Origin of the sequence: Nostoc sp. FACHB-888, assembly GCF_014696655.1 — a bacterium.
Classification (GTDB): domain Bacteria; phylum Cyanobacteriota; class Cyanobacteriia; order Cyanobacteriales; family Nostocaceae; genus Nostoc.
In genome coordinates this window covers 60342-85198 of sequence record NZ_JACJQM010000017.1, presented here as the reverse complement: position 1 = coordinate 85198, position 24857 = coordinate 60342, and the positions used below count along the sequence as shown (strand labels likewise).

Sequence of the window (24857 nt, the reverse complement as noted above, 5' to 3'; positions counted from 1 at the left end):
GATAGCAACATAACCAACAGTAAATAGACTATTAAGTATAAAGTTAATTATAATTCTGGTTTCTGTTTTTAAACTACTTCTTTAGGGAGTTTTTTAATTCATCCTTAAGTATGATGAAAACTATATGAGATAATTGAAATTTGGAAATTATCGGCATAATTTGTAGTGACGTACAGCTATGCGCTTATACTTTGTTCAGCAGGTGCGTTAAGCATTAACGCACCCTATTTTCTACTTTCTAGGAGAAGCTAGCAACGCTGGAATTTTCTAAAGTTGCTATTAATTTAACTCCAAATTCTTCCTCAAAGACTCCTTTTTTGTAATCTAAACTCCAGAGTTCTAAAGCACAGTCATCATCAGATTGAGATGGAAAAATTAACAGATTTACCTGCTGTAATTGTGGATAATATTCACATTGCACTTGAGCGATCGCACCAATTTGCCGTCTATCTAATGCCACCGCCAATCTTAAAATTGCACTCAATTGACTAACCATTTGGCGGTGATGTTTAGTTAGCAAACTCTGGTAACTTTCATGTTTTTTCTTAGGCGGCGATTTGCGATGATAACGCGCTAAATTGGCGATGATTTCAATCTCGGTTTCTGTATAACCGAGTAATTCCCCATTACGAATTAGATAGTAAGAGTGCTTGTGGTGGGACGAATGGCTGACATAATGACCGCAATTGTGTAATATTGCTGCTGCCCACAACAATTGTCGCTCGTCAGATCCCCAATGGTGTAACGTACCTTGAGTTTGGTCAAATAAACTCTGGGCAAATTTTGCTACGCGATCGCTATATTCTAAGTTGATGTGGTATTTATTAGCGAGTTTTAAAACATTGCGTTCCCGAACTGAACTTTGATAGCGCAGCTTATCTTCAATTAAACCGTGGGTTAGCATCCAGTCCACAATTACACCTTCCCGCAGAGAACGCTCACAGACTGTGATCGATTCACTTCCCAAAAGGGTCATTGCTTCTTGTAATATAACTGCGCCAGCCAGTATAACTTCAGCTCGCTTATCTGGCATACCAGGAATCGCAGCTCTTTCTGAATTACTCAGTTTCTGCAAGCGGTTTACCAACTCTCGCAAGTCTTTAAGACTTAACTGGTAGCCATTGAGAGTGGAAGGAATAACACTCGAGTTTTCTCGTGCATGAATCATCGCCAGGGTTTCAATCGTGCCAGATGTACCCACCAAACGGGGAGATTCGCCAAACTCCAGGTTTGCTAGTATCTCATCCACGGAACGTTCTAACATACCGCGCGTATAAGATTGCAGATACAGAAACTCGGTGTTGCTGATCGGATCGCTGGTAATTAACTCGCTAGTGAGTCGCACTGCACCGACTTTGGTACTGGTGAGAGTACGCGCTTGGTGACTATCGGCTAAAATTAACTCTGTGGAACCACCGCCAATATCAACAATCATGTGGGGCTGGTTGTGAAATTCCATGCCCGACAGCACGCCAAGGTAGATTCGTCGCGCTTCTTCTTGACCAGAAATCAAGTTAACGCTTAAACCCAACTCCGTTTCTACTCTGTACAAAAAATCTTTACCATTGGGGGCTTCCCGTACAGCACTAGTTGCCACAGCAATGATTGTTTCGGCGTTGATAGTTTTAGCAACTTCTTGGAAGCGTCCTAAAGCTGCGATCGCTTTTTTAATGATCTCTGGTTTGAGTTCTCCAGTGGTAAGATTGCGATCGCCTAATCTTACGGTTTCTTTTTCCCTGGCGATAATGCTGAAAGCTGGTAGTGTGGGGTCAATCTTGACTACTACCATGTGTAGAGAATTTGTTCCCAAGTCAATAGCCGCAATAATCCGATGTTGCTTAGGTGGTTGAGTTGGAACACTCTCCCAGCTAGCCGAAACTAAATTCTGCATCTACTTTTCTCTCTTTATAAGAAATGATGGCAAACGGTGGTATGTCGGGGTAGCTGGCACTGATATTTGTTGCAACACACTTGCTCAAACTGAGTAGTGTTAGCGGATAGCTAAGGTTTAGCCCGTACTCAGCACTGAGTAAATTAAAACATACTTAGCACTGTTAATTTTTTGCTGAGGGTAACAGAGCTAAGTATATTCACCCTACTGTTTCTAACCGTAGTGACTACTTAAAGATATTTAAAGTTGCCACTTGAGGTTATGCTTCTACAAATAACAAATAACGTTATTCTATAGATGTAAAGATGTGTGAATACATCTATCTAAAGTTATTCATTGATTTCTATGTTAAGCACGCCAGAATACCCTCAAAAACCAGTTTGGCTTGTAATTATCCGGCTTTTGCGCTGGCATAAACCAGAAGGACGGTTAATTTTAATGATTCCTGCCCTTTGGGCTGTATTTTTGGCAGCTTCTGGGAAACCGCCTTTACCTCTGGTTAGTGTGATTATATTGGGGACTCTGGCCACGAGTGCGGCCGGATGTGTTGTCAATGATTTGTGGGATCGCAATATTGATCCAGAAGTAGAAAGAACACGCGATCGCCCCCTCGCTTCTCGCGCTTTGTCTGTGAAAGTTGGGATTGTAGTCGCGATCGTCTCGCTAGTATGTGCAGCCATTCTGGCCTTTTACCTTAACCCCCTGAGTTTTTGGTTATGTGTGGCAGCAGTGCCTGTAATTCTCCTTTATCCAGGTGCAAAGCGGGTATTTCCTGTACCGCAACTGGTACTTTCTATTGCTTGGGGTTTTGGCGTGTTAATTAGCTGGAGTGCAGTGACACAAACCATCACTCAACCAACTTGGTTACTTTGGGGCGCGACTGTACTGTGGACATTGGGTTTTGATACAGTTTACGCCATGAGCGACAAGGAAGACGATCGCCGCATTGGTGTTAATTCTAGCGCTCTATTTTTTGGGAATTATGCCCCTGTAGCTATTGGAATTTTCTTTGCTGGCACTATCTTGTTATTGGCTTGGTTAGGTGTATTGATACATTTAGACTTAGCCTTCTGGATTAGCCTTGCATTTGCTACTATCGGATGGGTTTGGCAGTCTCTGCGATTAAGACAGCAAGACTTACCTAATCCTGTTTATGGTGAGATGTTTCGGCAAAACGTGTGGATTGGTTTTATTTTACTTGCTGGGATGATTGCTGGCTCTGTTTAAGAAGTAAAAAAAGAATTTCCATAGCTTAAATTATGGGATTTTAAACTGAAGCGTACTTATAAGTCAAAACGACTGCGAGTCTATGGCTGAGACAAAAAATATTTATGAGTTTTTGTATGCGTATATTCTTTGATTGGTTTAGTCCCTTATTTCAGTATCTGCGTACTTGGTCAGCAATAGGTCTGCTACTTTTAGTTGTTACCTGTTCATTTCCTGCACAAGCTGCTAGCCGCATTGATCCGCAGTTAGAACAGCAAGTATTACAAATTATCCGCGAACATCCAGAGGTAATTATTGAATCTATTCAAACTTATCAGCAGCAACAACAACAAAAAGTCAAGCAAGCACAGCTAGGATTTTTACAAGATTTAAAAACGAATCCTCAAACTGTGATTGGTGAGTCTCCCACCACAGGTTCCGCTCAATCAAAAACTCTGCTAATAGAATTTTCAGATTTTCAATGTCCCTACTGTGCTGAAGCACATAAAACATTGAAAGAATTACTAACAAAATATCCAGATAAAATAAGATTAGTTTACAAGAATTTACCATTGACTTCAATTCATGCTGAAGCATTACCAGCTGCAAGAGCAGCTTGGGCAGCATATCAGCAAGGTAAATTTTGGGAATATCATGATGCGCTATTTACTAATCAAAAGAAGCTAGGTGAGGCGTTATATTTAGATATTGCTAAAAATTTGAAGTTAGATTTGGGTAAGTTTAAACGCGACCTTACTCTTGCTACTTCCGCAATTACAAAAGATATTCAACTGGCTGAGAAATTGGCTGTTTCTGGCACACCTTTTTTTGTAATTAATAGTCCAACTTTTTCAGGAGTGCTGCAGTTAGCAGATATCGAAAGTATATTGACTGGTACTAAGTAAATTATAGCGGTTCTCGCTTGAGTGAAATACAAGAACCCCACCCCCTCCCCGCTCTTCGAGAGCTTGCTCTGATGTACCTTATTTGATTAAGAAAAGCTATAGTCTGAATTCTTAATCAATGATGTTAGTTACTAGCAATATGCTTGATTAATAGATGATTTCCATAGTATCCATGTAGATAGATACCTCCTTATTAATGGATATGTGCATCTTTAGTTAGAGGTTTACTAATGCACTAAACTGTTGTACTTAAAGCAAGTGTAAGGAGTAGCTTATTGAGGAGTGATGAGAAGAAATTTTTTTCGCTCCTCTGTTTTTAAAGATATGGCAGCTGAAAGCAAGCTTCAAGAGTAGGAATACAAGTCGCGAAACCCTAACATTGCCTTAAAAAGACTTGCTTTAGTTCCATCGTTAAAAAGGACGGTTAGGGAGGAGCAAGTCTTAACCCAAGGGTATTAATTTATAAACAGTCTTTCAAATTTCTTTTTTGAACCTCGAAATATTTATTCTTTAATTCCTCTGGAATGGGAATAGGACGACTATTTTGTAAACTGATAAAAGCGCCCTTTTGGCTAGCCACTGCTGCTAACTCATTGTTAGATAAAATTTCAGCTTGCACAGTCCACTTCAGCCTTCCTAAATTACTCAGCCATAAACGTCCAATTACTTGATCAATCATTTTTATCGGGCGTTTATATTCAATTTCAGTTCCAGCTAGAACAGGTGCATATCCTTGCTCAATTTGTTGATTGAGATGCCAGTGTTCATCTAAAAACTTTAAACGTAAATCTTCTAGCCATCTGATATACACAATATTACTCACGATTCCCATAAAATCAATGTCGTATGTTTTTACAGGAATTTCTAATATTACTTCTAGTGGCCTGTGCAAATTATTATTTATTAGCATTATTTCTCTATACCTTGATTTTTGCCATACATTCTAAGGTTAGTCTCAAAATATTGATTCAAGTGATTAATCACTCTGTGCATATGAATTGAATCTCCATAAAGCTTACTCATCATTACTGCTCCCTCTAACGTTGCAATTATGATAGTAGCGATTTCATTAGCACTAACTTCAGGACGAATTTCACCCTTTTTTATTCCCGTTTCAATAATTCGATGAATCAAATGCAGCCAAGAGTTCATCGCCTGTTGAGCACGTTCCCGCAACGCTGGATGAGCATCATCACTCTCTACAGCAGTATTTAGCAGTGGACACCCTCCCTTGATAGGTGGATTTTCTGCAAAGCTACTAAATACACCAATGATTGCTTGCAGGCGTTCTACTGCGTGGCGTTTGCTTCGTAATGCAAATCTAGTATGCTGGTTGATGCGAGCGATCGCAAAATCGAAAGCCTGTAGTGCAAGATCATCTTTGCTTTGGAAGTGATTGTAAATTCCTCCTTTCTGCAATCCAGTAACACGCATGATGTCTGACATAGATGAGCCTGCATACCCCTGTTGGTTAAACAGTTCGGCTGCTTGATGGAGAATTCTGCTTTTTGTTTCTTCGCCTTTGGACATTACAGCGATTTATTAGGTAGAGAGTAAAAAGCGGTGTAGTTTATTGAATTAGAAATTGCTGTAAATTAAATATTACCGACCGAACGGTTTTATTTTTTATAACATGATATATGCTTGCAAGTCAAGCATTTTTCAGCCCCTAGTTCTGAACTAGGGATTGAGAAAATTCCCACTTTCAAGCTGAAAGAGAATTAGTTCATCAGGTATGAACAATTTGAGATTTTCAATCCCAAATCCAGTATTCAAAATCCAATATTGATTAACTTCTTACCCAAGGTAATAAAGTGAATGTGCCTCGCTCATACATAATAAACAGACCTAAACCAATTAACACAAAAGGTACAAGAGCTTGACCGTAGCGACTTAAAATATAAGCAATGCTTGGTTGACGGCTTAAAAAATAAGCGATCGCACACCAAACCCCTACCATGATAAAAAATATACTTAGAATTACTCCCAAGCTGGCAAGATCGTGGCCAGCAAATAAGGGGATATATATACTAATATTGTCACCACCATTCGCAACAGTTACTGCTGCCACTTTATAGATTTGGGGGTGCAAAACACTCAAAAGAAAAGACAATATCGGGTTGGTAGTTGTGGATTCCCTAAAATCACTGCTGATCTGAACTGTTGCAGTTTCTTCTTTTCTATATATTAATTGTTGAAGACCAATTGCTATTGGTAGCAGCCCTAGCAACCCTATCCATTCTCGCTGTACAACCAATCCACCAAAAAATCCTGGTAAGCTAGCGATGATAATGGCTGCAAAACCCAAATATTGACCAAGTAAGATATGCCGCGGCCGAAAATTAATATCTACCTGCGAGAAAAATATTAATAGAATAATGATGTCATCAATATTGGTAGCTGTGAAGGCAATTATCCCTTCAGTGAAGGCTGTCTGTAGCTCACTCATGCAGGATGGTCATAACATACGATTTCTCACAATACCGCATTAATGTGCTAGAACGACTAAGCATTTCTCTTAGGGGCACAATGCTGTGCGCCCCTAATTGTTGCAATCCACTCTACTAGATAATTTATTTTTTAGAAGTCTGTAAAATCTAAAATCTAAAATTGGTATCGGGAATCAAACTTTGCTCAACCATTCATTCTCACTTGGGTCTTTAAATAGTGAAGTACTTAGGTAGCGTTCGCCGGAGCTAGGCTGCACCATGACGATTAGACGACCTGCATTTTCTGGGCGCTGTGCTACTTGAATAGCAGCATACAACGCAGCGCCAGTAGAAATGCCAGATAGCAATCCTTCTTCTTTTGCTAGGCGACGGCTGTAAGCGATCGCTTGCTCATCCGCTACCTGAATCACTTCATCCACTAGTTCTGGACGGTAAATTGCTGGGACAAATCCCGCGCCAATACCCTGAATTTTGTGAGGTCCTGATTTACCGCCTATTAATACTGGGCTGTTGCTTGGTTCAACTGCGATCGCTTGAAAGCTCGGTTTCCGCTTTTTAATAACTTCTGAAACTCCCGTAATCGTCCCACCAGTACCGACTCCCGCCACCATAATATCCACCTCTCCATCGGTATCATCCCAAATTTCTTCTGCCGTGGTTTCGGCGTGAACTTTCGGATTAGCGGCGTTGCGGAACTGCTGCAACATATAAGCATTAGGGGTTTGAGCTAAAATCTGCTCTGCACGGGCGATCGCTCCTCGCATCCCTTCTACCCCTGGCGTTAACTCTAGTTGAGCGCCATAAGCTTTGAGCATGGATCGTCTTTCTTGGCTCATTGTGTCAGGCATCGTTAGAATGAGATGGTACCCCTTGGCGGCCGCCACCATCGCCAGCGCAATTCCTGTATTTCCAGAAGTCGGTTCTACTAAAACGGTTTTTCCAGGGTGAATTAAGCCTGCTTCCTCTGCCGCTTCCACCATACTCGCACCAATCCGGTCTTTCACAGAAGATGCTGGATTCATGCTTTCTAGCTTCACCACAATCCGAGCCACCGCTCCTGAAGCTTGGGGAATCTTGTTTAATTGAACTAAAGGAGTCCGTCCGATTAACTCTGTGATATCTTTCGCTATCCGCATATTAGTACTCCTTGGTGACTAAATATAATACATTGGACTTTGCTGTGCGCGAGTTTCCCTTTCTTGGCACAAGTCTTGGAGTGTATAGCGACCCAAAACTTCAATTGAGGCAGCGTTGGCTTGCTCCCAGACTTCATAAACTAGAGTCTTTTCTAGAGTTAGAGAGTTAGAGGTATCTTTCTCTTTCCGTTCGCCTTCGACCAAAGTGACAATTTCTAGCATTGTGATCTGCCAAGGTTCACGAGCTAAAACAAAACCTCCTTTAGAGCCGCGTTGACTCTGCACCACACCAGCACGCCGGAGGTTGGTCAAAATTTGTTCAAGATAGCGTTCAGGTATGAGTTGTTTGGCAGTGATCTCGCTCATGGTTAGAGGAAGTTTTTTCCCGTGGTGACTTGCCAGTTCTAAGAGTGCTAGCAGTGCGTATTCCACTTTGGAAGACAGATCCAAAAGAGCATAGTTTTGGCTATTCAAGACTGTATTAAACATACTACGGTGAATTGGGGGGTTTATCGCAGTTTATGCGAAATTAATTTTTCTCAAGGTGTGGAATGTGATAGCATCCCACTTAACTACCCACAAAAGCACTATACGCTATCGACTTACCGTAGATTATTATCCTACACAATTCCCATAAATGACCTGATCTTTTAGTGGGAATTATCCTGAGTTTCTGTTTTCAGAACCTCACTACCAACGAAAACCTTAACAGAGTATGCTACTAACTGATTTGCGAACCATTTTTGAGCGTGACCCAGCAGCCCGTAACTGGCTAGAAGTATTGTTCTGTTACCCTGGACTCCAAGCTTTAGTGTTTCATCGATTAGCACACTGGCTGTATAAAATTGGAATTCCCTTTATACCAAGGCTCATCTCTCATATTAGTAGGTTTTTAACCGGAATTGAAATTCATCCTGGGGCATTAATTGGCCAGGGAGTGTTTATTGACCACGGGATGGGAGTAGTGATTGGCGAGACTGCGATCGTGGGCGATCATGCCTTGATTTATCAAGGTGTCACCCTTGGCGGGACTGGGAAAGAAAGCGGCAAACGCCATCCAACTTTAGGCTCTCATGTAGTTGTGGGAGCGGGTGCAAAGGTATTGGGAAATATTCAAATTGGCGATCGCGTCCGTATTGGAGCAGGTTCTGTGGTGCTGCGAGATGTGCCCAGTAACACTACTGTAGTTGGGATTCCAGGGCGCGTGACTCGTCAGAACAACTCGTCTACCAATGTTCTGGATCATGATAAAGTACGCGACGTAGAAGCTGAAGTCATCCGCGCTTTATTTGAACGTGTCAAAGCATTAGAGAAACAATTTGAGGAGTTGCAACAATCAAGTTTGTCCCCAACTGAGCTTGACGACGAACCAACCGACAACCCTAAGAGCAATAATTCTGATGGGATAATTGAAGATTTTCTCGATGGTGCGGGAATTTAAGTCTTATATAAGAAAGTAGGGACACAGCATGGTTTAAACTAACTGATGAATTGAAAGATTTCAATTACTGTGTCCTTACTATCTATACATCTAAAGAATAGCTACAGCAGTTTACAAGTAAGTAAAGTACAAAACGCAGGAATCAAAATCAGATATGGAGAGTTTCTATTTCCTGCCTTGTCTACGACACGCTGCGCCATCTGCTTCAAAACCCATAGCTTTCTATTTTATGTAAAAGAAAAATGCTGTATATCCGTGAGGTTGTTAATTTTGAATTTTCTTAGGCAGTAGGAGATAAATTGAACCGTGAAATCTATCTGTGTGTTCTGTGGTTCTAGTATGGGTGTTCGACCTGTTTATAAAGAGGCTGCTCAGACGCTTGGTAAAACTCTAGCTAGTCAAAAATTTAGGCTAGTTTATGGAGGAGGAAATGTAGGTTTGATGGGGGTTGTAGCTGATGCAGCTTTGCTGGCTGGAGGTGAGGTTATTGGAGTAATTCCAGAATTCTTAGCTGCTAAGGAAATAGCCCACAATGAACTCACTGTACTTCACATTGTTGGCTCCATGCACGAACGCAAAACTAAGATGGCGGATTTGGCTGATGCTTTTATCGCACTTCCTGGCGGATACGGAACTCTAGAGGAGTTCTGTGAAATACTCACTTGGGCACAGCTAGGACTACACCAGAAACCTTGCGGTTTGTTGAATGTGGAGCAGTACTTCGACCCCTTACTCAGATTATTTGACCATGCTGTAAAGGAAGAATTCCTCAAGTCTGCCCTTCGTTCTCTTGTACTGGAAGCATCTGACGCCGAAAGTCTACTAGATTTATTTGCAACTTACCAACCACCTATTGTTGATAAATGGATTGGGCGAGAAGTAAGACCTTAGTAGAACGATATTTTTTACCAAAAGATTACATTTACATGATTTCTTAATATTTTTTTATAAATATCCTCTAATCCTATTTTTGAGTACCCCTGCATAGTTTAAGAGCCAAAATGACTTTTTATTATTTGCACAGGTTGCTAATCATAATTCCGATAGGCTTTTATAACCTTATATATATATAATACGATTAATCTATCGATAAACGGTATTTATATAGTATGGTGTCTTTATACACAGTTATTCCTAACCCATGCAGTAGTACCAAAGAAGTTTTTGCACGTCGGTCATTTTTGCCAGAGCATGAAAACGGACTTTGGAAGATTGAAACGGGTTTTATCAGGACTTTTACCTATCTGGAAGATGGTACAACCGTCGCGCTGGGATTGTGGGGCCCTGGAGATGTTGTTGGTAAGGCTTTGTCAAAATTAGATCCTTACCAAATGGAATGCCTAACTAAAGTAGAGGCGACGGTTTTACCTCTAGAGGAATGGAGTCAACTAACAGAAACTCTACTTACCCATATCCAACAGGCTCAAGAATTGATGGTTATTCGTAGCCATAAAAAAGTTGAAACTATGCTGCTCAAGCTGTTGGCATGGTTATCCAAAAAGTTTGGTTCGGAAGTTGAAAAAGGACGTTTAATAGATATGCGTCTGACTCACGAAGACCTCGCGGAAATGCTCGGTTCAACGCGTGTGACTATCACTCGTATTCTTGGGCAGTTTGAGCAAGAGGGCCTGATCGCTCGTCTTTCCTTGCATCGAATTGTGCTGCGAGAAGAAGAAATTTGGTACTATGAAATTTAGATTATTTCAGCAAAACCAGCCATCGCCGTCAGCATTCGGCTTGCCCACAATTCTTAGATTTAGGGATTCTAGGTAAGCCAGACCGCTACAAATTTGTGGCGCTGTTCCCCGAAGTTCAATGTCAAAATATCCTTCTCCATCTACATTTGGTTGTAGCAGAGCCTTAGTAATATTAACTACCAAGCCATAAACAGAAATTAGTTGCGAAATTACAGGCACTTGCAAATAGTACTTGGGAATATGTATCCGCAGACGAATCTGAGTAACTTGGCTTTTTGTATAGACTGAAGAAACCAGTAATAATCTGGTTTGAGAATTGGTTTGATTATTTAATGCTGCCATTGGGTAGTGACTATTTTATTAATTAGCGTAGGCGTAGCCCGTCGTAGACATCGCTATAAACGCTAGACAAATCTAGCCAAATTGGTAGCCCCAGTTTTTCTAAATAACTCAGGCTAGAGTAGAGTTGCTTTGTTCTCCCCCACAAATCCAAATCAAACCAACCGTCATCTTCCGTATCGGGTTGGAGTGTAGCACTGGTGATATTGACTGTTAGTCCATAACGAGAAACTAACTCGGAAATCACCGGTTCTTCGTAATAAGATTTTAAGACGCACAGTTGCAAGCGCAATCGACTAGTTTGGCCCAGAGAAATCCATTGCTGGAATTGTTCTTGCCATTGATTTGTCAGCCATGCAGAGTTTTTGGGACTCATGCTAGCTGGATGTGGAAAAGTTAAAGATTGTTGGTTGGGTTGAATCTGGGTAGCGATCGCTAATTCCAATAAATTCACTCCCAATCCTTGCAAGTAAGATAGGCTATTTGTCAGTTTTTGGGGATTTCCAGAAAGCTCCAAATCAAACCAGCCATCGCTGTCATTGTCTGATGTCAGAGATGCAGCTTTGATATTGACGGTTAAACTATAACGAGACACCAGCCGCGAAATTACAGGTTGCCTGTGATACCTCTGAGGCACGAGAATTCGACTTAGGACTGAAGCGGGTTCTACACATTTGCTCTGAGGCATCAGATTAATTCCCAATAGCGATACTTACGGTAGGCTGTGCCTATGCAATCTTTAGATTCGGCAGAGAATTTTGCTAATGCCGTACCCCTGCAACTCAACTGTGCTTCCTTGAATTTCAGCCTCATAGAGATTTTCATATTTTTGGCTTCTATTAAACTACGGTAACGCTATCGATTTAATGCATTTATTTGTTATGTAAAGGAGATTCTCACAAAGATCGCAAAAAAGCAATGAGTAAATGCACGTAACTAACTCAGTTTATTTTGAGTATTATATACTGCTGTTGACAATTCAATACATCTGTAGTAGCGTATTGCAGAATAATATTTAACAAACTTTAGGGGTTTGAGTCCCCTGCTTCTATCAAGCAGCGCGTTTTATGACGGGAATTTAGACCCCGACACAAAACGTAATTGCGAATTGCGAATTGCGAATTGCGAATTGGTTTAAGTGTTTCCAAAACATTGAAACGCAATTTTAAAGTTTTTTAACTTAAATTAATTGATTGGCTATTGGGCGATCGCATATCTCAGTAGACCAAAAAGTTTTTTTCCAGAGAGCGATCGTTAAATACTTTCTTTTATTACTATGAAAAAATAAAATATTTTTAGGTTGGGTTTCACTTTGTTCAACCCAACCTACGCTTAAATTTATAAAAACTAATCAGAAACATTGGTTTCTGATTTTTATTTCGTGAGAGTCATAAAAAAGCGTTAGTAAGCTCAAAGTAATTTAATTTCACCTGCATTTGATTTTACCAATCACTTGCTTTAGTGTCATCTCAGACTTCCAACTCCAATTCGTGGAGATAAGTTAGTGCGCTCTGAATCTGTGCATCTGTTCCTTGTAATTCAAGGTCAAACCAACCATCGCCAACGGCATTGGCTCCCAAAATCGCTGCGGTGATATTTACAGTCAGGCCATAATCAGATACCAGGCGAGAAATTACAGGTTCTTGGTGATAGTCCTTGGGAATTCTTAATCGAATCCGTTTATTGGTAAGTGTATTTTCACTAGTCATGATTTTCACCATCAAAAAGATTAGGGACTAGAATAATTAATAAACCATGCCCCATGCCGAACCTATTCAAGATCTTTAATGCGGGTTTTCCGTTCCAGAATCTCTTTCAGTACTAAGGTTACTACTGCTAACAATGCTAACAGTACAGCCGCAGAGAAAGCAGCTTCGGTTTCGTATTGTTTGTAAGCATCTTCTACAAACAGTGGTAGGCTCTGGGTTTGGGTCGCAATGTTGCCAGATACGACCGAAACCGCGCCGAATTCACCCATTGCTCTGGCATTGGTCAAAATTAAACCATAGAGTAAACCCCAACGGATACTAGGCAAGGTGACGCGCCAAAATATCTGCCAATCTTTCGCACCTAGAGTTCTAGCAGCTTCTTCTTGATCCTTACCAAATTCCTCTAAAACAGGAATTACTTCCCGCGCCACAAAGGGCATACTCACGAAGGCTGTAGCCAGTACCATACCTGGAAAGGCAAAGATTATCTTGATATCATGGGCTTGAAGCCAAGGGCCAAACCAGCCATTGCGTCCGTAAAGAAGCACAATCATCAATCCTGCCACTACGGGCGAGATGGAAAATGGCAGGTCAATAATGCTCAAAACTACGGCGCGTCCAGGAAATTTATGACGAGCGATCGCCCAAGCGGCACATAGCCCAAACACAGTATTCACAGGCAGAGAAATTAAAGCCAGCAACAGTGTTAGCCAAGCTGCATGGAGAAAAGCTGGTTGCGACAAGTTGGCAAGAAATGGCCCAACTCCTTTGCTAAAAGCTTGGGTGAAAACGTTGATTGCCGGGATGTATTGAACTAGGGCTAAATAGGCGATCGCTATACCAATTAAAACTATTGGTACCCAACTTTTCTGCTCTTTAGCCTTGGGCGTATGTGTATCAGATGCAGATGAGTGAAAACTTGGCTTATCGAGTGTCATATCGCCTTGCCCATGCTTGTAAGAAATTAATTGCCAATAGTAGTACCAATGAAATTGATAGTAAAACTATGCCAATTACTGTTGCACCAGAATAGTCATACTGCTCTAATCGCTGGAAAATCAACACAGGTGCGATCAAATCTTGATAGGGCGTATTGGAAGAGATAATCACAGTCGAACCATATTCCCCAACTGCACGAGAGAAACCCAAGGCTACACCAGTTAAAATTGTCGGAAATAAAGGTGGCAAAATCACTTTCCAAAAGGTTTGCCATTGAGTAGCACCCAGACACCAAGCAGCTTCTTCTATTTCCTGTTCCATTTCCTGAAGCACAGGTTGCACAGTTCTCACAATAAAAGGTAGTGAGATAAATATCATTGCCACCGCTACTCCCGTGCGAGTAAAAGATACTTTAATCCCTAGAGGTGCTAGTAAAGAACCTAACCAGCCGTTATTGCTGTAAACTGTTGCCAAAGTTAGCCCTGCTACCGAAGTTGGCAGTGCAAAAGGTAAATCTACTGTGGCATCAATCAAGCGCTTTAAAGGAAAATCGTAGCGAACCAAAACCCAAGCAATCAGAGTCCCAAAAATGCCATTAAGGAAGGCAGCAAATAGCGCTGTAACAAAAGTGACATTATAGGTGGCTAATGCAATATCACTGGTTGCGATCGCCCAAAATCTCGTCGGAGGTTCCGTACTCGCTTTCAGGAACATGGCAGTTATGGGGATAAACAACATCACCGTCAGGTATCCTATGGTGATTCGCCAAGTCCAGGGAACCCGCCCCAATCTCTTCCAGAATGGCGTTTTGCGTTCAACTTCTAAAGAAGGAGATACAGTTGTCATAGTTTAAAATTCAAAAGAAGTTTTTTGTTCGCATTCGTAATTGTTAATTCGTAATTACTATAGGACTTACGCACACTCTACGAACTACGAATTACAAATTACGAATTATTTAGTTACCGTTTCTTTTGGGCTTGAATCTTGTCAAATACACCCCCATCTGCGAAAAACTTCTGATCAATCGCTTCCCAACCGCCGAAGTCTGCAACTGTACCCAAAGTTTTCACCTTGGGAAATTTATCTGTAGCTGCTTTACTTTGGGCTACTTCCTCATTTCCAGGTCTGAATCCTAATTTTACAAACTCTTCCTGTGCTTCTGGAGTATAAAGGAATTTGACAAATCCTTCAGCAACTTCGCGGGTTCCGTGTTTATCAACATTTGTATCTACCACTGCGATCGGGTTGTCGATAGATATATTCACATCGGGAACAATATAATCAACTTTCTCGCCTTTTTGTTGTGCCAGAATAACTTCGTTTTCGTAGTTAATTAAGACATCCCCTTGACCCTGCTTGGCAAATGTATCAGTGGCTTCCCGCGCATCTTTAGTTAAAACTGGCACATTATTGTAAACCTTAGTGACAAATTCTGTAGCCTTAGCTTGATCACCACCAGTTTTAATTACAGAGTTCCAAAGTGCCAAGAAATTCCAGCGAGCAATGCCTGACGTTTTCGGGTCAGCAGTAATCATTTTTACATCATCTTTCGCCAAATCTTCCCAGGTCTTGATGCCTTTAGGATTACCTGAACGAGTTATTAACGCCGCTACAGATTTGGAGACAATACCATTGTTGGGAACTTCTTTCTCCCATCCTGGTTGAATCAATCCAGCCTTTTCAATCTTTTGGGTGTCTCCAGCTAGTGCCAGGTGGACAATATCTGCTTCCAAACCATCGATAACGGCGCGAGTTTGGGAACCAGATCCGCCATAGCTTTGCCTGAAGACGACAGTTTGGTTATGGTCTTTTTTCCACTGTTCTACAAACTTAGGAATGATGGCTTCGTGAGCTGCTTTGGTGACAGCAAAAGAAACGAGGGTTAGCTCAACATTATCCTTGCTTGCAGCAACAGGGTTAGCACTAGGGGTTTCAGAGGAAGAATTACTCGCACTTCCACCAGAGCAGGCAGCAAGCGCCACACTCAAAGCAGTCCCTACCAAAAAGAGTGATACAAAGCCTTTGAGCGAATTCAGTCTGAACCGATTAATTCTATGTTCAGCGATTGCTTCTAATCTTTTCAGTTGGCGTTGCCACAAACTCATTCCATTTCCTCCACTAAATCTACAAATAATTGATGGGAATACAGTTATATAGTGTTTATAATACTGGATGATTCCATATATGTAGTTGCAAACACCAAAAAACCTCACATTCTTTATCAAGAATATGGTGATTCTACCAGTTTTGTGAGGAATTACAATTGTTTTATTTTCAACTCTCAAGTTGTCATCATAATTCGCTACCTAATGGATCAAGCAAATTGCTAGGGAATGACTAATTAGCGATCGCCTTTTCTCAATGCAGTGCAACAAAATTAAGATGAAAAGCATGAAAAACAAAACCCATCTAGAAATTATCTAAATGGGAAAAATTTAGCAACTGTTTATTCTTAACTGAATGTATATTTCAAGGGCAGCCCATCCTGAAAAACTAGTAATTCTCCAGGTTGGATTTGTGTCCAAACTTCGTTGTCAGTTAGAGGTGTGGTAGCAATGACAGCAACGCGATCGTGTTCAGTAGTCACCTCCCGAAAATCTACGGTCATGTCTTGATCAATTAAATGGGCAGCTGCGAAGGGCGCTTGGCGGACGATGTAACTGAGATTAGTTGAGCAATAAGCAAAAAAGTGGACTCCATCGGATAACAAGTAATTAAATATACCCAGCTTTGCAATTACAGCAGTAATTTCTTGCAGTACAGAGTACAGTTCCTTGATGTCAGGCTTACCCTGGGGAAAATGCGATCGCAGTGTTTCTAGCATCATACAGAATGCCTTTTCACTATCGGTGTCGCCTACGGCTTGATAAAAGCCCAAATTTTCTGGATCAAAATCTGGCAAATTACCATTGTGGGCAAATACCCAATATTGACCCCACAATTCTCTGCGGAAAGGATGGCAGTTGTGTAGGGCAACTTCACCCTGAGTAGCTTTACGGATATGGGCTATGACATGGGTTGAGTGGATGGGATAACTCCGAACAAACTCCGCTACCGGAGAAGCAACAGAAGGTTGGGCATCTAAAAACATTCGACATCCCTTTCCTTCAAAGAAAGCAATGCCCCAACCATCGCTATGATCATCCGTTTTTCCTCCCCGTGCAGAAAACCCTTCAAAAGAAAAGCAAATATCCGTTGGAACATTGCAATTCATTCCGAGCAGTTGACACATAATATGGATGTTGCAGCTCTAAATTTTTGATTAAGGCCTCAGCATCAAGATACTTCAGAATGCTGCATTGATTCTGGAGCGATCGCTTCAATCTTGAATTTAATCGGGTATTGGTTATTGGGTATTGGGCATTGGGCATGGCTCAAGAATCAATCAATAGTTCTTCTTCCCCTGCCTCCCCTGCCCTGGTGTTAAGATTTATTAAAACATCTGCTTTAAATATTGCTCATAGCCTAATTGTTCTAGCTTTTCTTGCTTTGCAATTACTGATTCACATAGGGTTTGGCGATATTGTTGCACTTTTTCTAGTAATTCTGGTTGCTGAGTTGCAAGGATTTGTACTGCTAAAAGTCCGGCATTTTTGGCATTACCGATCGCTACTGTTGCCACAGGAATCCCCGCAGGCATTTGTAAAATAGAATACAAAGAATCTACGCCTTGTAAGTTACGGGTGGGTACAGGAACACCGATGACAGGAAGTGGAGTTAAAGACGCGACCATTCCAGGCAGATGGGCAGCACCACCCGCACCAGCAATAATTACCTTAATACCGCGTTGGTGTGCAAGTTGAGCATATTGCACCATGCGTTCTGGGGTGCGATGAGCAGAAACGATCGCCACTTCGCTCTCAACGCCAAATTCGTCACAAACTGCAATCGCGTCTTTCATGGTGGGCAAATCGGAATCGCTGCCCATGATAATACCAACTAAGGAAGTCATAGAATTTTGAATTTTGGACTTGTCGTGAGCGTTCAGTCGAACGATTTTGGATTTTGGATTAATTGTCGATGGTTCCATTTAAAATCGGGTCAGGTTTAATTATTCCCTAGCCAGTGTGATGACCCAAGCAACACAAAATCCTGTAGATATTATCAATGCTAAAGTGCCTGGTTACAAAGATTTGCAAATGCTCTTAGTTAACCAAGAGGGCATAATTGAGCAAATCTTGCCAATGGGTACAGTAGAGATGCACAGAAGATGTGCGTCCCTACTAGATGTAGCAGGTGACTGGATTTCTCTAGGCGGCGTTGACTTACAAATTAATGGTGCTTTGGGATTGGCATTTCCTGATTTATCGGCTGAAAATGCTCACTTACTGATGAAAATTTCACGATTTTTGTGGGATGTCGGGGTAGATGGATTTTTACCTACACTTGTGACAACTTCAGTAGAAAATATTCAGCGATCGCTTGCTATTATTGCTGAGATTCTCCGCAGCCAACAAGCTGGAGCCAAGATTCTGGGAGTACATCTAGAAGGGCCATTTTTGAATTTTCAAAAGCGCGGCGCACACCCAGCAGAGTATTTGTTACCTCTAACAATTGACGAGGTAAAGCGGGTTTTAGCTGATTATGCCCATGTTGTGAAAGTCATCACCTTAGCACCGGAGTTAGATCCCACTGGTGAAGTAATTCCATATTTGCGTTCTCTGGGGATTACCGTCAGTTTAGGGCATTCTCAGGCAACAGCTGCTCAAGCGCAACGTGCCTTTGAGGAGGGTGCAACGATGGTAACCCATGCTTTCAACGCCATGCCAGCATTACATCACCGCGAACCAGGATTATTAGGGGCAGCAATTACTCATCTTAATGTGATGTGTGGTTTTATTGCTGATGGTGAACACGTTACGCCTATGATGCTGCAAATTTTACTTCGCGCTAGCAATTACGAAAAAGGGCTGTTCCTTGTCAGCGATGCCCTCTCACCTCTAGGGCTACCCGATGGTTTCTATCCTTGGGATACTCGGCAAATTGAAGTTAAAAACGGTACGGCACGACTGGCGGATGGCACTTTGTCGGGGACTACTTTACCCTTGTTGCTAGGAGTGCAGAATTTGGTGAAGTGGGGAATTTGTGACGTAGAAAATGCAATTTTACTAGCTACTAATGCACCTAGAAAAGCAATTGGTTTACCAGGAATTGCCAAGAGTCAACCCGCTAATTTATTACGTTGGCATTGGGATGATACTACAAAAGAATTAACTTGGCGACGTGTTCTTACCGCAGAGATGGTGAAGAACGCAGGAGGCAGGAATTTATCTGTTGTTATCAATCCCATCTAATTCCAAATTCAGGAAAAGGGAAAGGGTTTTTTATATCCCTTTCCCTTTAACCTGAGCGGAGTCAAAGCTTTAATTACGAATTATTTTGTTGAATTATGCAGGGTTAGGTTGGGTTCGGCTTTGAAGTAGCTGGATAATAGCAGCTTTTTCTAAGATTCCAACTAGAACGCCATTTTCACGAATCACAGGAAGCACAGATACCTTTTGTTGTTCGAGTAACTGCATGACTTCCAGCAGAGGTTGATCGGATTGAACTGTGGTAGATTCGGTAATTGGTCGCATGACTTCTTTTACTTGAGTTTCTGACCACAGTGCTGTTGGGATGGTTCGTAAATTATCAACTGCGATCGCACCTACTAATTGTCCATCATCATCAGTCACTAAGAACCGATGCCAGTTTTGCCCACTTATAACTCGCTCATCGGCAAACTCTCTCAGGGTAAGATTACCAGATACAATCGGGCTATCTTGAGTTACAGCATCTTCAGCAGTCAAACCTGTGAGCTTTTCTTGCACTCTGGCAAATTGAGCCGCATTACCAGCATTTTGCAGCAAGAAGAAGCCAATTAATAAGTTCCAGAAGTTACCGAAGTTGCCAAATAATAGTAAAGGGAGTACACCTGAAAGAATTGCTACCCAACCAAAGATTTGCCCAACTCGACTAGCAAAGGTCACACCTTTGTAAGGATTGCCTGTAATTTTCCAAACTATGGCTTTCAGTATATTCCCGCCATCTAAGGGCAAGCCAGGAATAAGATTAAACAGGGCTAATGCTAAATTAACAGAAGCTAGAACACCAAGAATCGCGGCTAACGGGCCTGATGCAGTAGTAGTAACAGCAACACCTGTAACGATACCACACAGTAGTAAACTTACTAAAGGCCCTGCGATCGCTACCCAAAAAGCTTCACCTGGGGTTTTCGATTCTTTTTCTAAGCTAGCTAAACCGCCAAATATAAACAGAGTAATAGATTTGACATCAATACCCTGACGAATCGCAACAAAACTGTGGCCTAATTCATGGGCGACGACAGAGGCAAATAGCATCAGCGCTGTCATCAGTCCTAGTACCAAAGCTAATCCCGCAGATAATTGGGGAAATTGCGCCCCCAATCCACTGCTATAGCTCCAAGTTACTAAACCTAGAACTAAAAACCATGACGGATGGATATAGAAGGGAATTCCGAAGAGATTACCAACGCGAATTGTGCCATTCATGTCGTTCACCTTTGATTTCAGCTTCGAGAGGTTTGCTTTCGTCCTTCTCGATGTCTCTAGTGTAACGAAAGGTTAAGAGGTTTTAATCTTTCTAACGGTAGTGGTGTCCGTCTGTAAAGGTGCGGTTATTGGTAATATTAGGATCATCCCAATTATCTCTCACTACCTCTCTATAGTTACATCAGGCAGTCGACTCCACTCATTCCAAGAGCCATCGTAATTCCGAACATTCGGATAACCTAATAAATACTTCAAGACAAACCAGATATATCCAGAACGCGCACCGATAGTACAGTAGGGAAAAACTTCCTTATCAGCCGTAATGCCCTTACTGGTATAAAGATTTTTCAATTCGTCGAATGATTTAAAAGTGCCATCCTCATTGAGAGTTAAGATATGCTCAAGATGCACTGCACCTGGAATATGACCAGTAAGTTGACCTTCTTTTGGCGGCTGATCGAAAAACCACTCACCACAGTATTCTTGAATTGTTCGGACATCCAACAAAACGGTATCGCTTCGACCAATTGATGCTTTAACTTCATCATGTAATACTCTTAGACTAGCATCAGTAGCTTTGGCACGATAATCAGTAGCAGAAAACGTGGATAACTCAGTTGCCAGTGGACAACCTTCTGACTTCCATTTCTGGTAGCCGCCATTGAGAACTTTTACATTTTCATGCCCAAAGACTTGCAACAACCAGAAAATCCAGGCTCCGGTTCCAGGATAACTGCCATAGGCAATCACTGTCGTGTCATTGGTGATGCCTGAACGTGCCATCAGCTTCTCAAAAGCGATCGCATCCCAATTCATTTTAAAATCGGGCAATAGTAAATCTCTAAAGAAGTTCCAGAAGACAGCACCAGGTATGTGAGCATTTTTGTACGGCTTTGGGCTGATATCCACTTCAATAATGCGGACATTTGGATCGTTGAGATGATCTGCCAGCCACTGGGTATCAACAAGAACGGATGGATGAGCATATTGAGACATTTATATTTCTCCTGTAATAGCGTTAAAAGAATTGAAAGTTAGAGATTTAGCGTTGCTTGTGGTTAGGAAATACGATCTGCGATGTTCGATGAACTAGGGTTGTGGAAATAGAAAATAAGGAAAAACCGATGAGTGGGTGGAAAACTGCTAAAGGAAAAGAAGTCTTCAAGTGAATTGTGAGAAATTGCAGTCCCAGCAGCACTGGAATACCTGCTGTCAGGCGCTGGACTCTTGAAGGAAACGGCATCAAAAACACCCAAATCAACAAAATTAGTGAGAGTCCGCTATATCCTCGCACCAGCCAAATATGTAGCTTCCACCAATCAGAGTTGTAAAAGTAAGCCAGTCCAACACTGAATACTTGGATTGCTAAACAGAGATTGAAAAACACTACTGCGATAAAAAAACTTATTTGAATCCAGCGCCCGGATATCTGTGTATCATCAATGCCAGAATTTACAGTCATGCTTAAAATCCAAAAAAAGCAAATAAGGGAAAAGACTTGATGTGACTAAAGCTAAGATAGGTCTGGTTGCTATACTGCGCCTAGACCTCGAAAGGGTACAATTTGCCAATCATGATTGCCTTAAAAGCTCTATTTCATGCAATTGCTCAAGCTGAAGATGAAGAGACATTGCGATCGCACATATCCGCAGAAATGAGTGAATATTTTTCAGCTACACGAGGTGGGCTGTTTTTCTTTGCTCAAATTCCTCTAGTTAATAGCAAGCTCCAAAAAGCACTGCAAATTGCATTATCACCCCAACATAATCCAGTTGCACGCTACTTGCTAGAACACCATGCCCCTGTTCATGAAGCTTTAGTAGTAGAACCTAAGACGTGGAGGTTGATTTGTCCTCGCGCTGATCACTGGCACGTTATGGCAGGGCCAATTGTCAGCAATGGTCAGTTAGTAGGGGTGGTAGGTTTTACCCGTGAGCAAGGGATGGATGTATTCAACTCACAAAATCTCACAGATTTGAGTGCGCTTTGTCTACACATTTCTACTTGGGTGACAATGGCGCGAGCGCAATACCCATTACTATTACAAACAGAGCGTTTAACGCCTCGTGAAGTGCAAATTGCTGACTTGGTAGCTCAAGGACAAACCAATGCAGAAATTAGTGCTGAACTTTGGATTACTGAAAACTCTGTCAAGCAAGCCTTAAAAAGGATGTTTCGCAAGCTTGAGGTTTCATCTCGGACTCAGATGGTTGCAAAGCTTTCCACAGTTTCCAAATAGGTATGGCTGAATCAACAGATGGTTTTTGTGGGGTGGGCATCCTGCTATTGATGTCAAGTTAAGAAAATACAAATCTTGTCAAATGATTAGTCGTATGAAGATCGAGGATTTCGCAGACAATGGGCGATCGCAAATAAACCAGTAAAAGTTCTGGCTCAATCTTGGTTAGTTTTTTGTGTGGAAGCCTCGCTACCACACGTTGTAATGGCTTAGGCATTCACCTATGTTGCAATTATCTCTATCTGCCGAGAACTTTTCTGCAACATTGAGGCAATTATATCAGCAGGGACAGGACGACTGAAGTAGAAACCCTGACCTTCATCACATCCACGCATTTGCAGGTATTCAAGCTGTTCTTGAGTTTCCACACCCTCTGCCGTGATTTTCAACCGGAGGCTCTTTGCTAAGGCAATAATCGCATCAGTGACGGCGGCGCTATCAGCATTAGACATGACATCTTGTACAAATGAGCGATCAATTTTGAGCATATCCACAGGAAAGCGCTTCAAATAGTTCAGCGAGGAATATCCAGTGCCGAAATCGTCTAGAGCCAAGCATATACCGAGTTCTTGTAATTCTTTTAAGGTTTTAACTGAACGCTCAATGTTAGCCATCAAGAAGCTTTCCGTCACTTCCAGTTCTAGGTAAGATGCTTTAAGTCCAGTCTCCTCAAGAATTTGATTGACGATCTCAACCAGATACGGTTGTTCAAACTGTCGAGATGACAGATTCACAGAGATCCGGATTGGGGTAAATCCAGCCAGCTGCCAAGCACGGGTTTGGGCACAAGCAGTTCGCAAAACCCATTCACCAATTGGTACAATCGCACCATTGGCTTCTGCGATCGGAATAAACTTTGCTGGAGAAATCAAACCTAATGTAGGATGTTGCCAGCGAACTAACGCTTCCATAGCTGTAACTTGTCCGCTATGTAAATCAATCAGAGGTTGATAATAAACCACCATTTCATTACGTTCAAGCGCCCCATGTAATTCATTTTCTAAGGTCAGTCGCTCCTGTAACTGAGCATTAATTTCCGGCGAATAGAATTGGTATTGGCTACGCCCTTGCTGCTTCGCTTGATAAAGTGCTATGTGAGCCTGCTGCAAAAGTTGATCTACGCTATTACGATCATTTAGGTTATTTATTGTGATACCAATGCTGGCGGTTATACGAATCGAGTTACCCTCTACAGAAAAGGGTTTGCTTAGGGTACTCAACAGCACTTGAGATAGCTTAATCAAACTTTCAAAAGAATGAATGTCTATGCGGGCAAGAGCAAATTCATCTCCACTCAAATGTGCAAGGATATCTGTTTGTGTTGTGCAGGTTGATAACCTTTGGGCAACTGCTCTTACCAATAAATTTGTTGTCTCATGCTCTAAACCATGACTCATCCCAGTGAAATCATCAATACTTAGCAAAAAGATAGCTACAAGGTGTTGGTTGTTTTCAGGTTGGGATAGAATCTGATGGAGGCGATCGCGGAATAAATCACGATTAGGTAATCCAGTTAAATGATCATAATTAGTGATGTACTTAATTAACTCATCTAATTTGTAAAGAGTTTGTGAGGTATCTGCCATCAATGTACCCGCTTCATCAGCATATTCTGTAGGCAATTCAGGTAGTGTTTTGGTGTTCAGATAATTTTGTAATGTAGCAGATGTGAAAATGACCGGTTTGAGGAGATGGTTTAGTGCATAGAGGGTGACAGCCGTACCCGCTAACGTCGCCAATAGAGCAATTATCATAACTTGCGTTGCCATCTCCAAAGAATAAGAGTTTGAGATGACGAAACTCAAGAGTAAAGTCAAAAGTGGTACATGAGTGCCCAAAAATGCCACCAACATAATTTTAGCGGTGTAACTTTTCTTGAGCCATGCAAAATTAGCTAGGAACGAGTAGAGGTAGAGCTTGTGATTGAGCTTCATAAATTCTGTTTCATAGTTGGCAAATTAGTTCCGAGCTATCCTGACAAAAAAGTGTTTTTAGTTCACATTTCAGTGGAATTAACTCTTATGGAACCTAATCCTGATCAGGTTATATATATGCTTCCCAATAGAGTGTTTTATTTAATATCTATAACAATAAAGTTTTTGTAAAATTTATTTAATAAATAATTTCAGCATTAATACGTAACTAGATTGATTGTTATTCTATTATAGGACTTACGCATTGACAGAAAAATCAAAATAAGAGGTATGATTTTCAGCGCTTCTAACTTGATTTTTCTATTATTCCCCAAGCGATCGCAACCAAAAAAAGGGGTTTATAAAAGCCTGAAACAACGTTTTTACGTTGATACACAAGATGATTCCTTTGTACAGTGCTTAAGTCCTATATTAATATTTATTAGTTTGTCTTGATGTGATATCAAAGCAAATAAGGAT

26 protein-coding genes are annotated in these 24857 nt (G+C 41.4%); 7 read left to right on the top strand and 19 right to left on the bottom strand.

Annotation, left to right across the window (positions count from 1 at the left end):
- Positions 1-238 precede the first annotated feature (238 nt).
- A complete protein-coding gene (locus H6G26_RS13445; protein WP_190729736.1) occupies positions 239-1891 on the bottom strand; it encodes a Ppx/GppA phosphatase family protein in 1653 nt (550 codons plus the stop codon).
- A 345-nt stretch (positions 1892-2236) separates the two neighbouring features.
- Here H6G26_RS13445 and H6G26_RS13440 point away from each other — a divergent pair, with 345 nt between their 5' ends.
- The gene (locus H6G26_RS13440) at positions 2237-3118 is read left to right on the top strand and encodes a 4-hydroxybenzoate solanesyltransferase (protein WP_190729735.1); all 882 of its coding nucleotides are present in this window, start codon (positions 2237-2239) and stop codon (positions 3116-3118) included.
- A gap of 116 nt (positions 3119-3234) precedes the next feature.
- Positions 3235-4002, top strand: a complete 768-nt coding sequence (locus tag H6G26_RS13435) for a thioredoxin domain-containing protein (RefSeq protein ID WP_242053708.1) — start codon at positions 3235-3237, stop codon at positions 4000-4002.
- A gap of 460 nt (positions 4003-4462) precedes the next feature.
- Here H6G26_RS13435 and H6G26_RS13430 read toward each other — a convergent pair whose 3' ends face one another.
- From H6G26_RS13430 to H6G26_RS13410, 5 genes are all read right to left on the bottom strand, one after another.
- A complete protein-coding gene (locus H6G26_RS13430) occupies positions 4463-4912 on the bottom strand; it encodes a thioesterase family protein (RefSeq protein ID WP_190729733.1) in 450 nt (149 codons plus the stop codon).
- Positions 4912-5532 carry a TetR/AcrR family transcriptional regulator gene (locus tag H6G26_RS13425; protein WP_190729732.1) on the bottom strand — a complete coding sequence of 207 codons (621 nt, stop codon included), beginning with the start codon at positions 5530-5532 and terminating at the stop codon, positions 4912-4914. Before H6G26_RS13425 ends, H6G26_RS13430 begins: the two co-directional genes overlap by 1 nt.
- Positions 5533-5791: 259 nt before the next feature.
- The gene (locus tag H6G26_RS13420) at positions 5792-6451 is read right to left on the bottom strand and encodes a cadmium resistance transporter (RefSeq protein WP_190729731.1); all 660 of its coding nucleotides are present in this window, start codon (positions 6449-6451) and stop codon (positions 5792-5794) included.
- 174 nt (positions 6452-6625) lie between these two features.
- Entirely contained in the window at positions 6626-7588 is a 963-nt protein-coding gene (cysK, locus tag H6G26_RS13415; protein ID WP_190729730.1) for a cysteine synthase A, read from the bottom strand.
- A gap of 18 nt (positions 7589-7606) precedes the next feature.
- The gene (locus tag H6G26_RS13410; protein WP_190729729.1) at positions 7607-8077 is read right to left on the bottom strand and encodes an Rrf2 family transcriptional regulator; all 471 of its coding nucleotides are present in this window, start codon (positions 8075-8077) and stop codon (positions 7607-7609) included.
- Positions 8078-8303: 226 nt separating this feature from the next.
- Here H6G26_RS13410 and cysE point away from each other — a divergent pair, with 226 nt between their 5' ends.
- The 3 genes from cysE to H6G26_RS13395 all read left to right on the top strand — a co-directional run bounded on the left by cysE (position 8304) and on the right by H6G26_RS13395 (position 10726).
- Complete coding sequence (cysE, locus tag H6G26_RS13405) at positions 8304-9029, top strand: serine O-acetyltransferase (RefSeq protein WP_190729728.1); 726 nt, start codon at positions 8304-8306, stop codon at positions 9027-9029.
- A 306-nt stretch (positions 9030-9335) separates the two neighbouring features.
- A complete protein-coding gene (locus H6G26_RS13400; RefSeq protein ID WP_190729727.1) occupies positions 9336-9920 on the top strand; it encodes a TIGR00730 family Rossman fold protein in 585 nt (194 codons plus the stop codon).
- A gap of 218 nt (positions 9921-10138) precedes the next feature.
- The gene (locus H6G26_RS13395; RefSeq protein ID WP_190729726.1) at positions 10139-10726 is read left to right on the top strand and encodes a Crp/Fnr family transcriptional regulator; all 588 of its coding nucleotides are present in this window, start codon (positions 10139-10141) and stop codon (positions 10724-10726) included.
- A gap of 6 nt (positions 10727-10732) precedes the next feature.
- Here H6G26_RS13395 and H6G26_RS13390 read toward each other — a convergent pair whose 3' ends face one another.
- The 8 genes from H6G26_RS13390 to purE all read right to left on the bottom strand — a co-directional run bounded on the left by H6G26_RS13390 (position 10733) and on the right by purE (position 17665).
- On the bottom strand, positions 10733-11068 hold the full coding sequence (locus H6G26_RS13390; RefSeq protein ID WP_190729725.1) for an NIL domain-containing protein: 336 nt from the start codon (positions 11066-11068) through the stop codon (positions 10733-10735).
- 22 nt (positions 11069-11090) lie between these two features.
- Entirely contained in the window at positions 11091-11753 is a 663-nt protein-coding gene (locus tag H6G26_RS13385; protein ID WP_190729724.1) for an NIL domain-containing protein, read from the bottom strand.
- A 781-nt stretch (positions 11754-12534) separates the two neighbouring features.
- Complete coding sequence (locus tag H6G26_RS13380; RefSeq protein WP_190729723.1) at positions 12535-12774, bottom strand: NIL domain-containing protein; 240 nt, start codon at positions 12772-12774, stop codon at positions 12535-12537.
- 62 nt (positions 12775-12836) lie between these two features.
- Complete coding sequence (cysW, locus tag H6G26_RS13375; protein WP_190729722.1) at positions 12837-13712, bottom strand: sulfate ABC transporter permease subunit CysW; 876 nt, start codon at positions 13710-13712, stop codon at positions 12837-12839.
- Positions 13699-14559, bottom strand: a complete 861-nt coding sequence (gene cysT / locus H6G26_RS13370; RefSeq protein WP_190729721.1) for a sulfate ABC transporter permease subunit CysT — start codon at positions 14557-14559, stop codon at positions 13699-13701. Before cysT ends, cysW begins: the two co-directional genes overlap by 14 nt.
- Positions 14560-14672: 113 nt before the next feature.
- On the bottom strand, positions 14673-15818 hold the full coding sequence (locus tag H6G26_RS13365; RefSeq protein ID WP_190729720.1) for a sulfate ABC transporter substrate-binding protein: 1146 nt from the start codon (positions 15816-15818) through the stop codon (positions 14673-14675).
- A 347-nt stretch (positions 15819-16165) separates the two neighbouring features.
- Positions 16166-16945: a class II glutamine amidotransferase gene (locus tag H6G26_RS13360; protein WP_190729719.1), complete on the bottom strand. Its 780-nt coding sequence runs from the start codon at positions 16943-16945 to the stop codon at positions 16166-16168.
- A gap of 201 nt (positions 16946-17146) precedes the next feature.
- The gene (gene purE / locus H6G26_RS13355; protein WP_190729776.1) at positions 17147-17665 is read right to left on the bottom strand and encodes a 5-(carboxyamino)imidazole ribonucleotide mutase; all 519 of its coding nucleotides are present in this window, start codon (positions 17663-17665) and stop codon (positions 17147-17149) included.
- Positions 17666-17783: 118 nt separating this feature from the next.
- Here purE and nagA point away from each other — a divergent pair, with 118 nt between their 5' ends.
- Positions 17784-19007 (top strand): N-acetylglucosamine-6-phosphate deacetylase, encoded by a 1224-nt coding sequence (gene nagA / locus H6G26_RS13350; RefSeq protein WP_190729718.1) that lies wholly within the window; start codon positions 17784-17786, stop codon positions 19005-19007.
- A 93-nt stretch (positions 19008-19100) separates the two neighbouring features.
- Here the strand turns inward: nagA and H6G26_RS13345 are convergent, their stop codons facing one another.
- The 3 genes from H6G26_RS13345 to H6G26_RS13335 all read right to left on the bottom strand — a co-directional run bounded on the left by H6G26_RS13345 (position 19101) and on the right by H6G26_RS13335 (position 21687).
- Positions 19101-20225 (bottom strand): site-2 protease family protein, encoded by a 1125-nt coding sequence (locus H6G26_RS13345; RefSeq protein WP_190729717.1) that lies wholly within the window; start codon positions 20223-20225, stop codon positions 19101-19103.
- A gap of 162 nt (positions 20226-20387) precedes the next feature.
- Positions 20388-21221 (bottom strand): sulfurtransferase, encoded by an 834-nt coding sequence (locus tag H6G26_RS13340; protein ID WP_190729716.1) that lies wholly within the window; start codon positions 21219-21221, stop codon positions 20388-20390.
- Positions 21222-21267: 46 nt separating this feature from the next.
- On the bottom strand, positions 21268-21687 hold the full coding sequence (locus H6G26_RS13335; RefSeq protein WP_190729715.1) for a DUF6220 domain-containing protein: 420 nt from the start codon (positions 21685-21687) through the stop codon (positions 21268-21270).
- A gap of 111 nt (positions 21688-21798) precedes the next feature.
- On the opposite strand from H6G26_RS13335, the gene H6G26_RS13330 reads away from it, so the two are divergent.
- Positions 21799-22464 carry a LuxR C-terminal-related transcriptional regulator gene (locus H6G26_RS13330; RefSeq protein WP_190729714.1) on the top strand — a complete coding sequence of 222 codons (666 nt, stop codon included), beginning with the start codon at positions 21799-21801 and terminating at the stop codon, positions 22462-22464.
- Positions 22465-22522: 58 nt separating this feature from the next.
- Here H6G26_RS13330 and H6G26_RS13325 read toward each other — a convergent pair whose 3' ends face one another.
- The gene (locus tag H6G26_RS13325) at positions 22523-22681 is read right to left on the bottom strand and encodes a hypothetical protein (protein WP_190729713.1); all 159 of its coding nucleotides are present in this window, start codon (positions 22679-22681) and stop codon (positions 22523-22525) included.
- Positions 22682-22685: 4 nt separating this feature from the next.
- The gene (locus H6G26_RS13320; RefSeq protein ID WP_190729712.1) at positions 22686-24398 is read right to left on the bottom strand and encodes a GGDEF domain-containing phosphodiesterase; all 1713 of its coding nucleotides are present in this window, start codon (positions 24396-24398) and stop codon (positions 22686-22688) included.
- Positions 24399-24857: the final 459 nt, after the last annotated feature.

Excerpts from the sequence above, each read along its gene's own strand:
- H6G26_RS13440 (WP_190729735.1), top strand. The coding sequence starts at position 2,237 with ATGTTAAGCACGCCAGAATACCCTCAAAAACCAGTTTGGCTTGTAATT.
- H6G26_RS13360 (WP_190729719.1), bottom strand. The coding sequence starts at position 16,945 with ATGTGTCAACTGCTCGGAATGAATTGCAATGTTCCAACGGATATTTGC.
- H6G26_RS13425 (WP_190729732.1), bottom strand. The coding sequence starts at position 5,532 with ATGTCCAAAGGCGAAGAAACAAAAAGCAGAATTCTCCATCAAGCAGCC.
- H6G26_RS13410 (WP_190729729.1), bottom strand. The coding sequence starts at position 8,077 with ATGTTTAATACAGTCTTGAATAGCCAAAACTATGCTCTTTTGGATCTG.
- H6G26_RS13430 (WP_190729733.1), bottom strand. The coding sequence starts at position 4,912 with ATGCTAATAAATAATAATTTGCACAGGCCACTAGAAGTAATATTAGAA.
- cysT (WP_190729721.1), bottom strand. The coding sequence starts at position 14,559 with ATGACAACTGTATCTCCTTCTTTAGAAGTTGAACGCAAAACGCCATTC.
- H6G26_RS13380 (WP_190729723.1), bottom strand. The coding sequence starts at position 12,774 with ATGACTAGTGAAAATACACTTACCAATAAACGGATTCGATTAAGAATT.
- purE (WP_190729776.1), bottom strand. The coding sequence starts at position 17,665 with ATGACTTCCTTAGTTGGTATTATCATGGGCAGCGATTCCGATTTGCCC.
- H6G26_RS13325 (WP_190729713.1), bottom strand. The coding sequence starts at position 22,681 with ATGCCTAAGCCATTACAACGTGTGGTAGCGAGGCTTCCACACAAAAAA.
- H6G26_RS13395 (WP_190729726.1), top strand. The coding sequence starts at position 10,139 with ATGGTGTCTTTATACACAGTTATTCCTAACCCATGCAGTAGTACCAAA.
- cysK (WP_190729730.1), bottom strand. The coding sequence starts at position 7,588 with ATGCGGATAGCGAAAGATATCACAGAGTTAATCGGACGGACTCCTTTA.
- H6G26_RS13320 (WP_190729712.1), bottom strand. The coding sequence starts at position 24,398 with ATGAAGCTCAATCACAAGCTCTACCTCTACTCGTTCCTAGCTAATTTT.
- H6G26_RS13345 (WP_190729717.1), bottom strand. The coding sequence starts at position 20,225 with ATGAATGGCACAATTCGCGTTGGTAATCTCTTCGGAATTCCCTTCTAT.
- H6G26_RS13390 (WP_190729725.1), bottom strand. The coding sequence starts at position 11,068 with ATGGCAGCATTAAATAATCAAACCAATTCTCAAACCAGATTATTACTG.
- H6G26_RS13420 (WP_190729731.1), bottom strand. The coding sequence starts at position 6,451 with ATGAGTGAGCTACAGACAGCCTTCACTGAAGGGATAATTGCCTTCACA.
- cysE (WP_190729728.1), top strand. The coding sequence starts at position 8,304 with ATGCTACTAACTGATTTGCGAACCATTTTTGAGCGTGACCCAGCAGCC.
- H6G26_RS13335 (WP_190729715.1), bottom strand. The coding sequence starts at position 21,687 with ATGACTGTAAATTCTGGCATTGATGATACACAGATATCCGGGCGCTGG.
- H6G26_RS13435 (WP_242053708.1), top strand. The coding sequence starts at position 3,235 with ATGCGTATATTCTTTGATTGGTTTAGTCCCTTATTTCAGTATCTGCGT.
- H6G26_RS13330 (WP_190729714.1), top strand. The coding sequence starts at position 21,799 with ATGATTGCCTTAAAAGCTCTATTTCATGCAATTGCTCAAGCTGAAGAT.
- nagA (WP_190729718.1), top strand. The coding sequence starts at position 17,784 with ATGACCCAAGCAACACAAAATCCTGTAGATATTATCAATGCTAAAGTG.
- H6G26_RS13365 (WP_190729720.1), bottom strand. The coding sequence starts at position 15,818 with ATGAGTTTGTGGCAACGCCAACTGAAAAGATTAGAAGCAATCGCTGAA.
- H6G26_RS13340 (WP_190729716.1), bottom strand. The coding sequence starts at position 21,221 with ATGTCTCAATATGCTCATCCATCCGTTCTTGTTGATACCCAGTGGCTG.
- cysW (WP_190729722.1), bottom strand. The coding sequence starts at position 13,712 with ATGACACTCGATAAGCCAAGTTTTCACTCATCTGCATCTGATACACAT.
- H6G26_RS13385 (WP_190729724.1), bottom strand. The coding sequence starts at position 11,753 with ATGCCTCAGAGCAAATGTGTAGAACCCGCTTCAGTCCTAAGTCGAATT.
- H6G26_RS13445 (WP_190729736.1), bottom strand. The coding sequence starts at position 1,891 with ATGCAGAATTTAGTTTCGGCTAGCTGGGAGAGTGTTCCAACTCAACCA.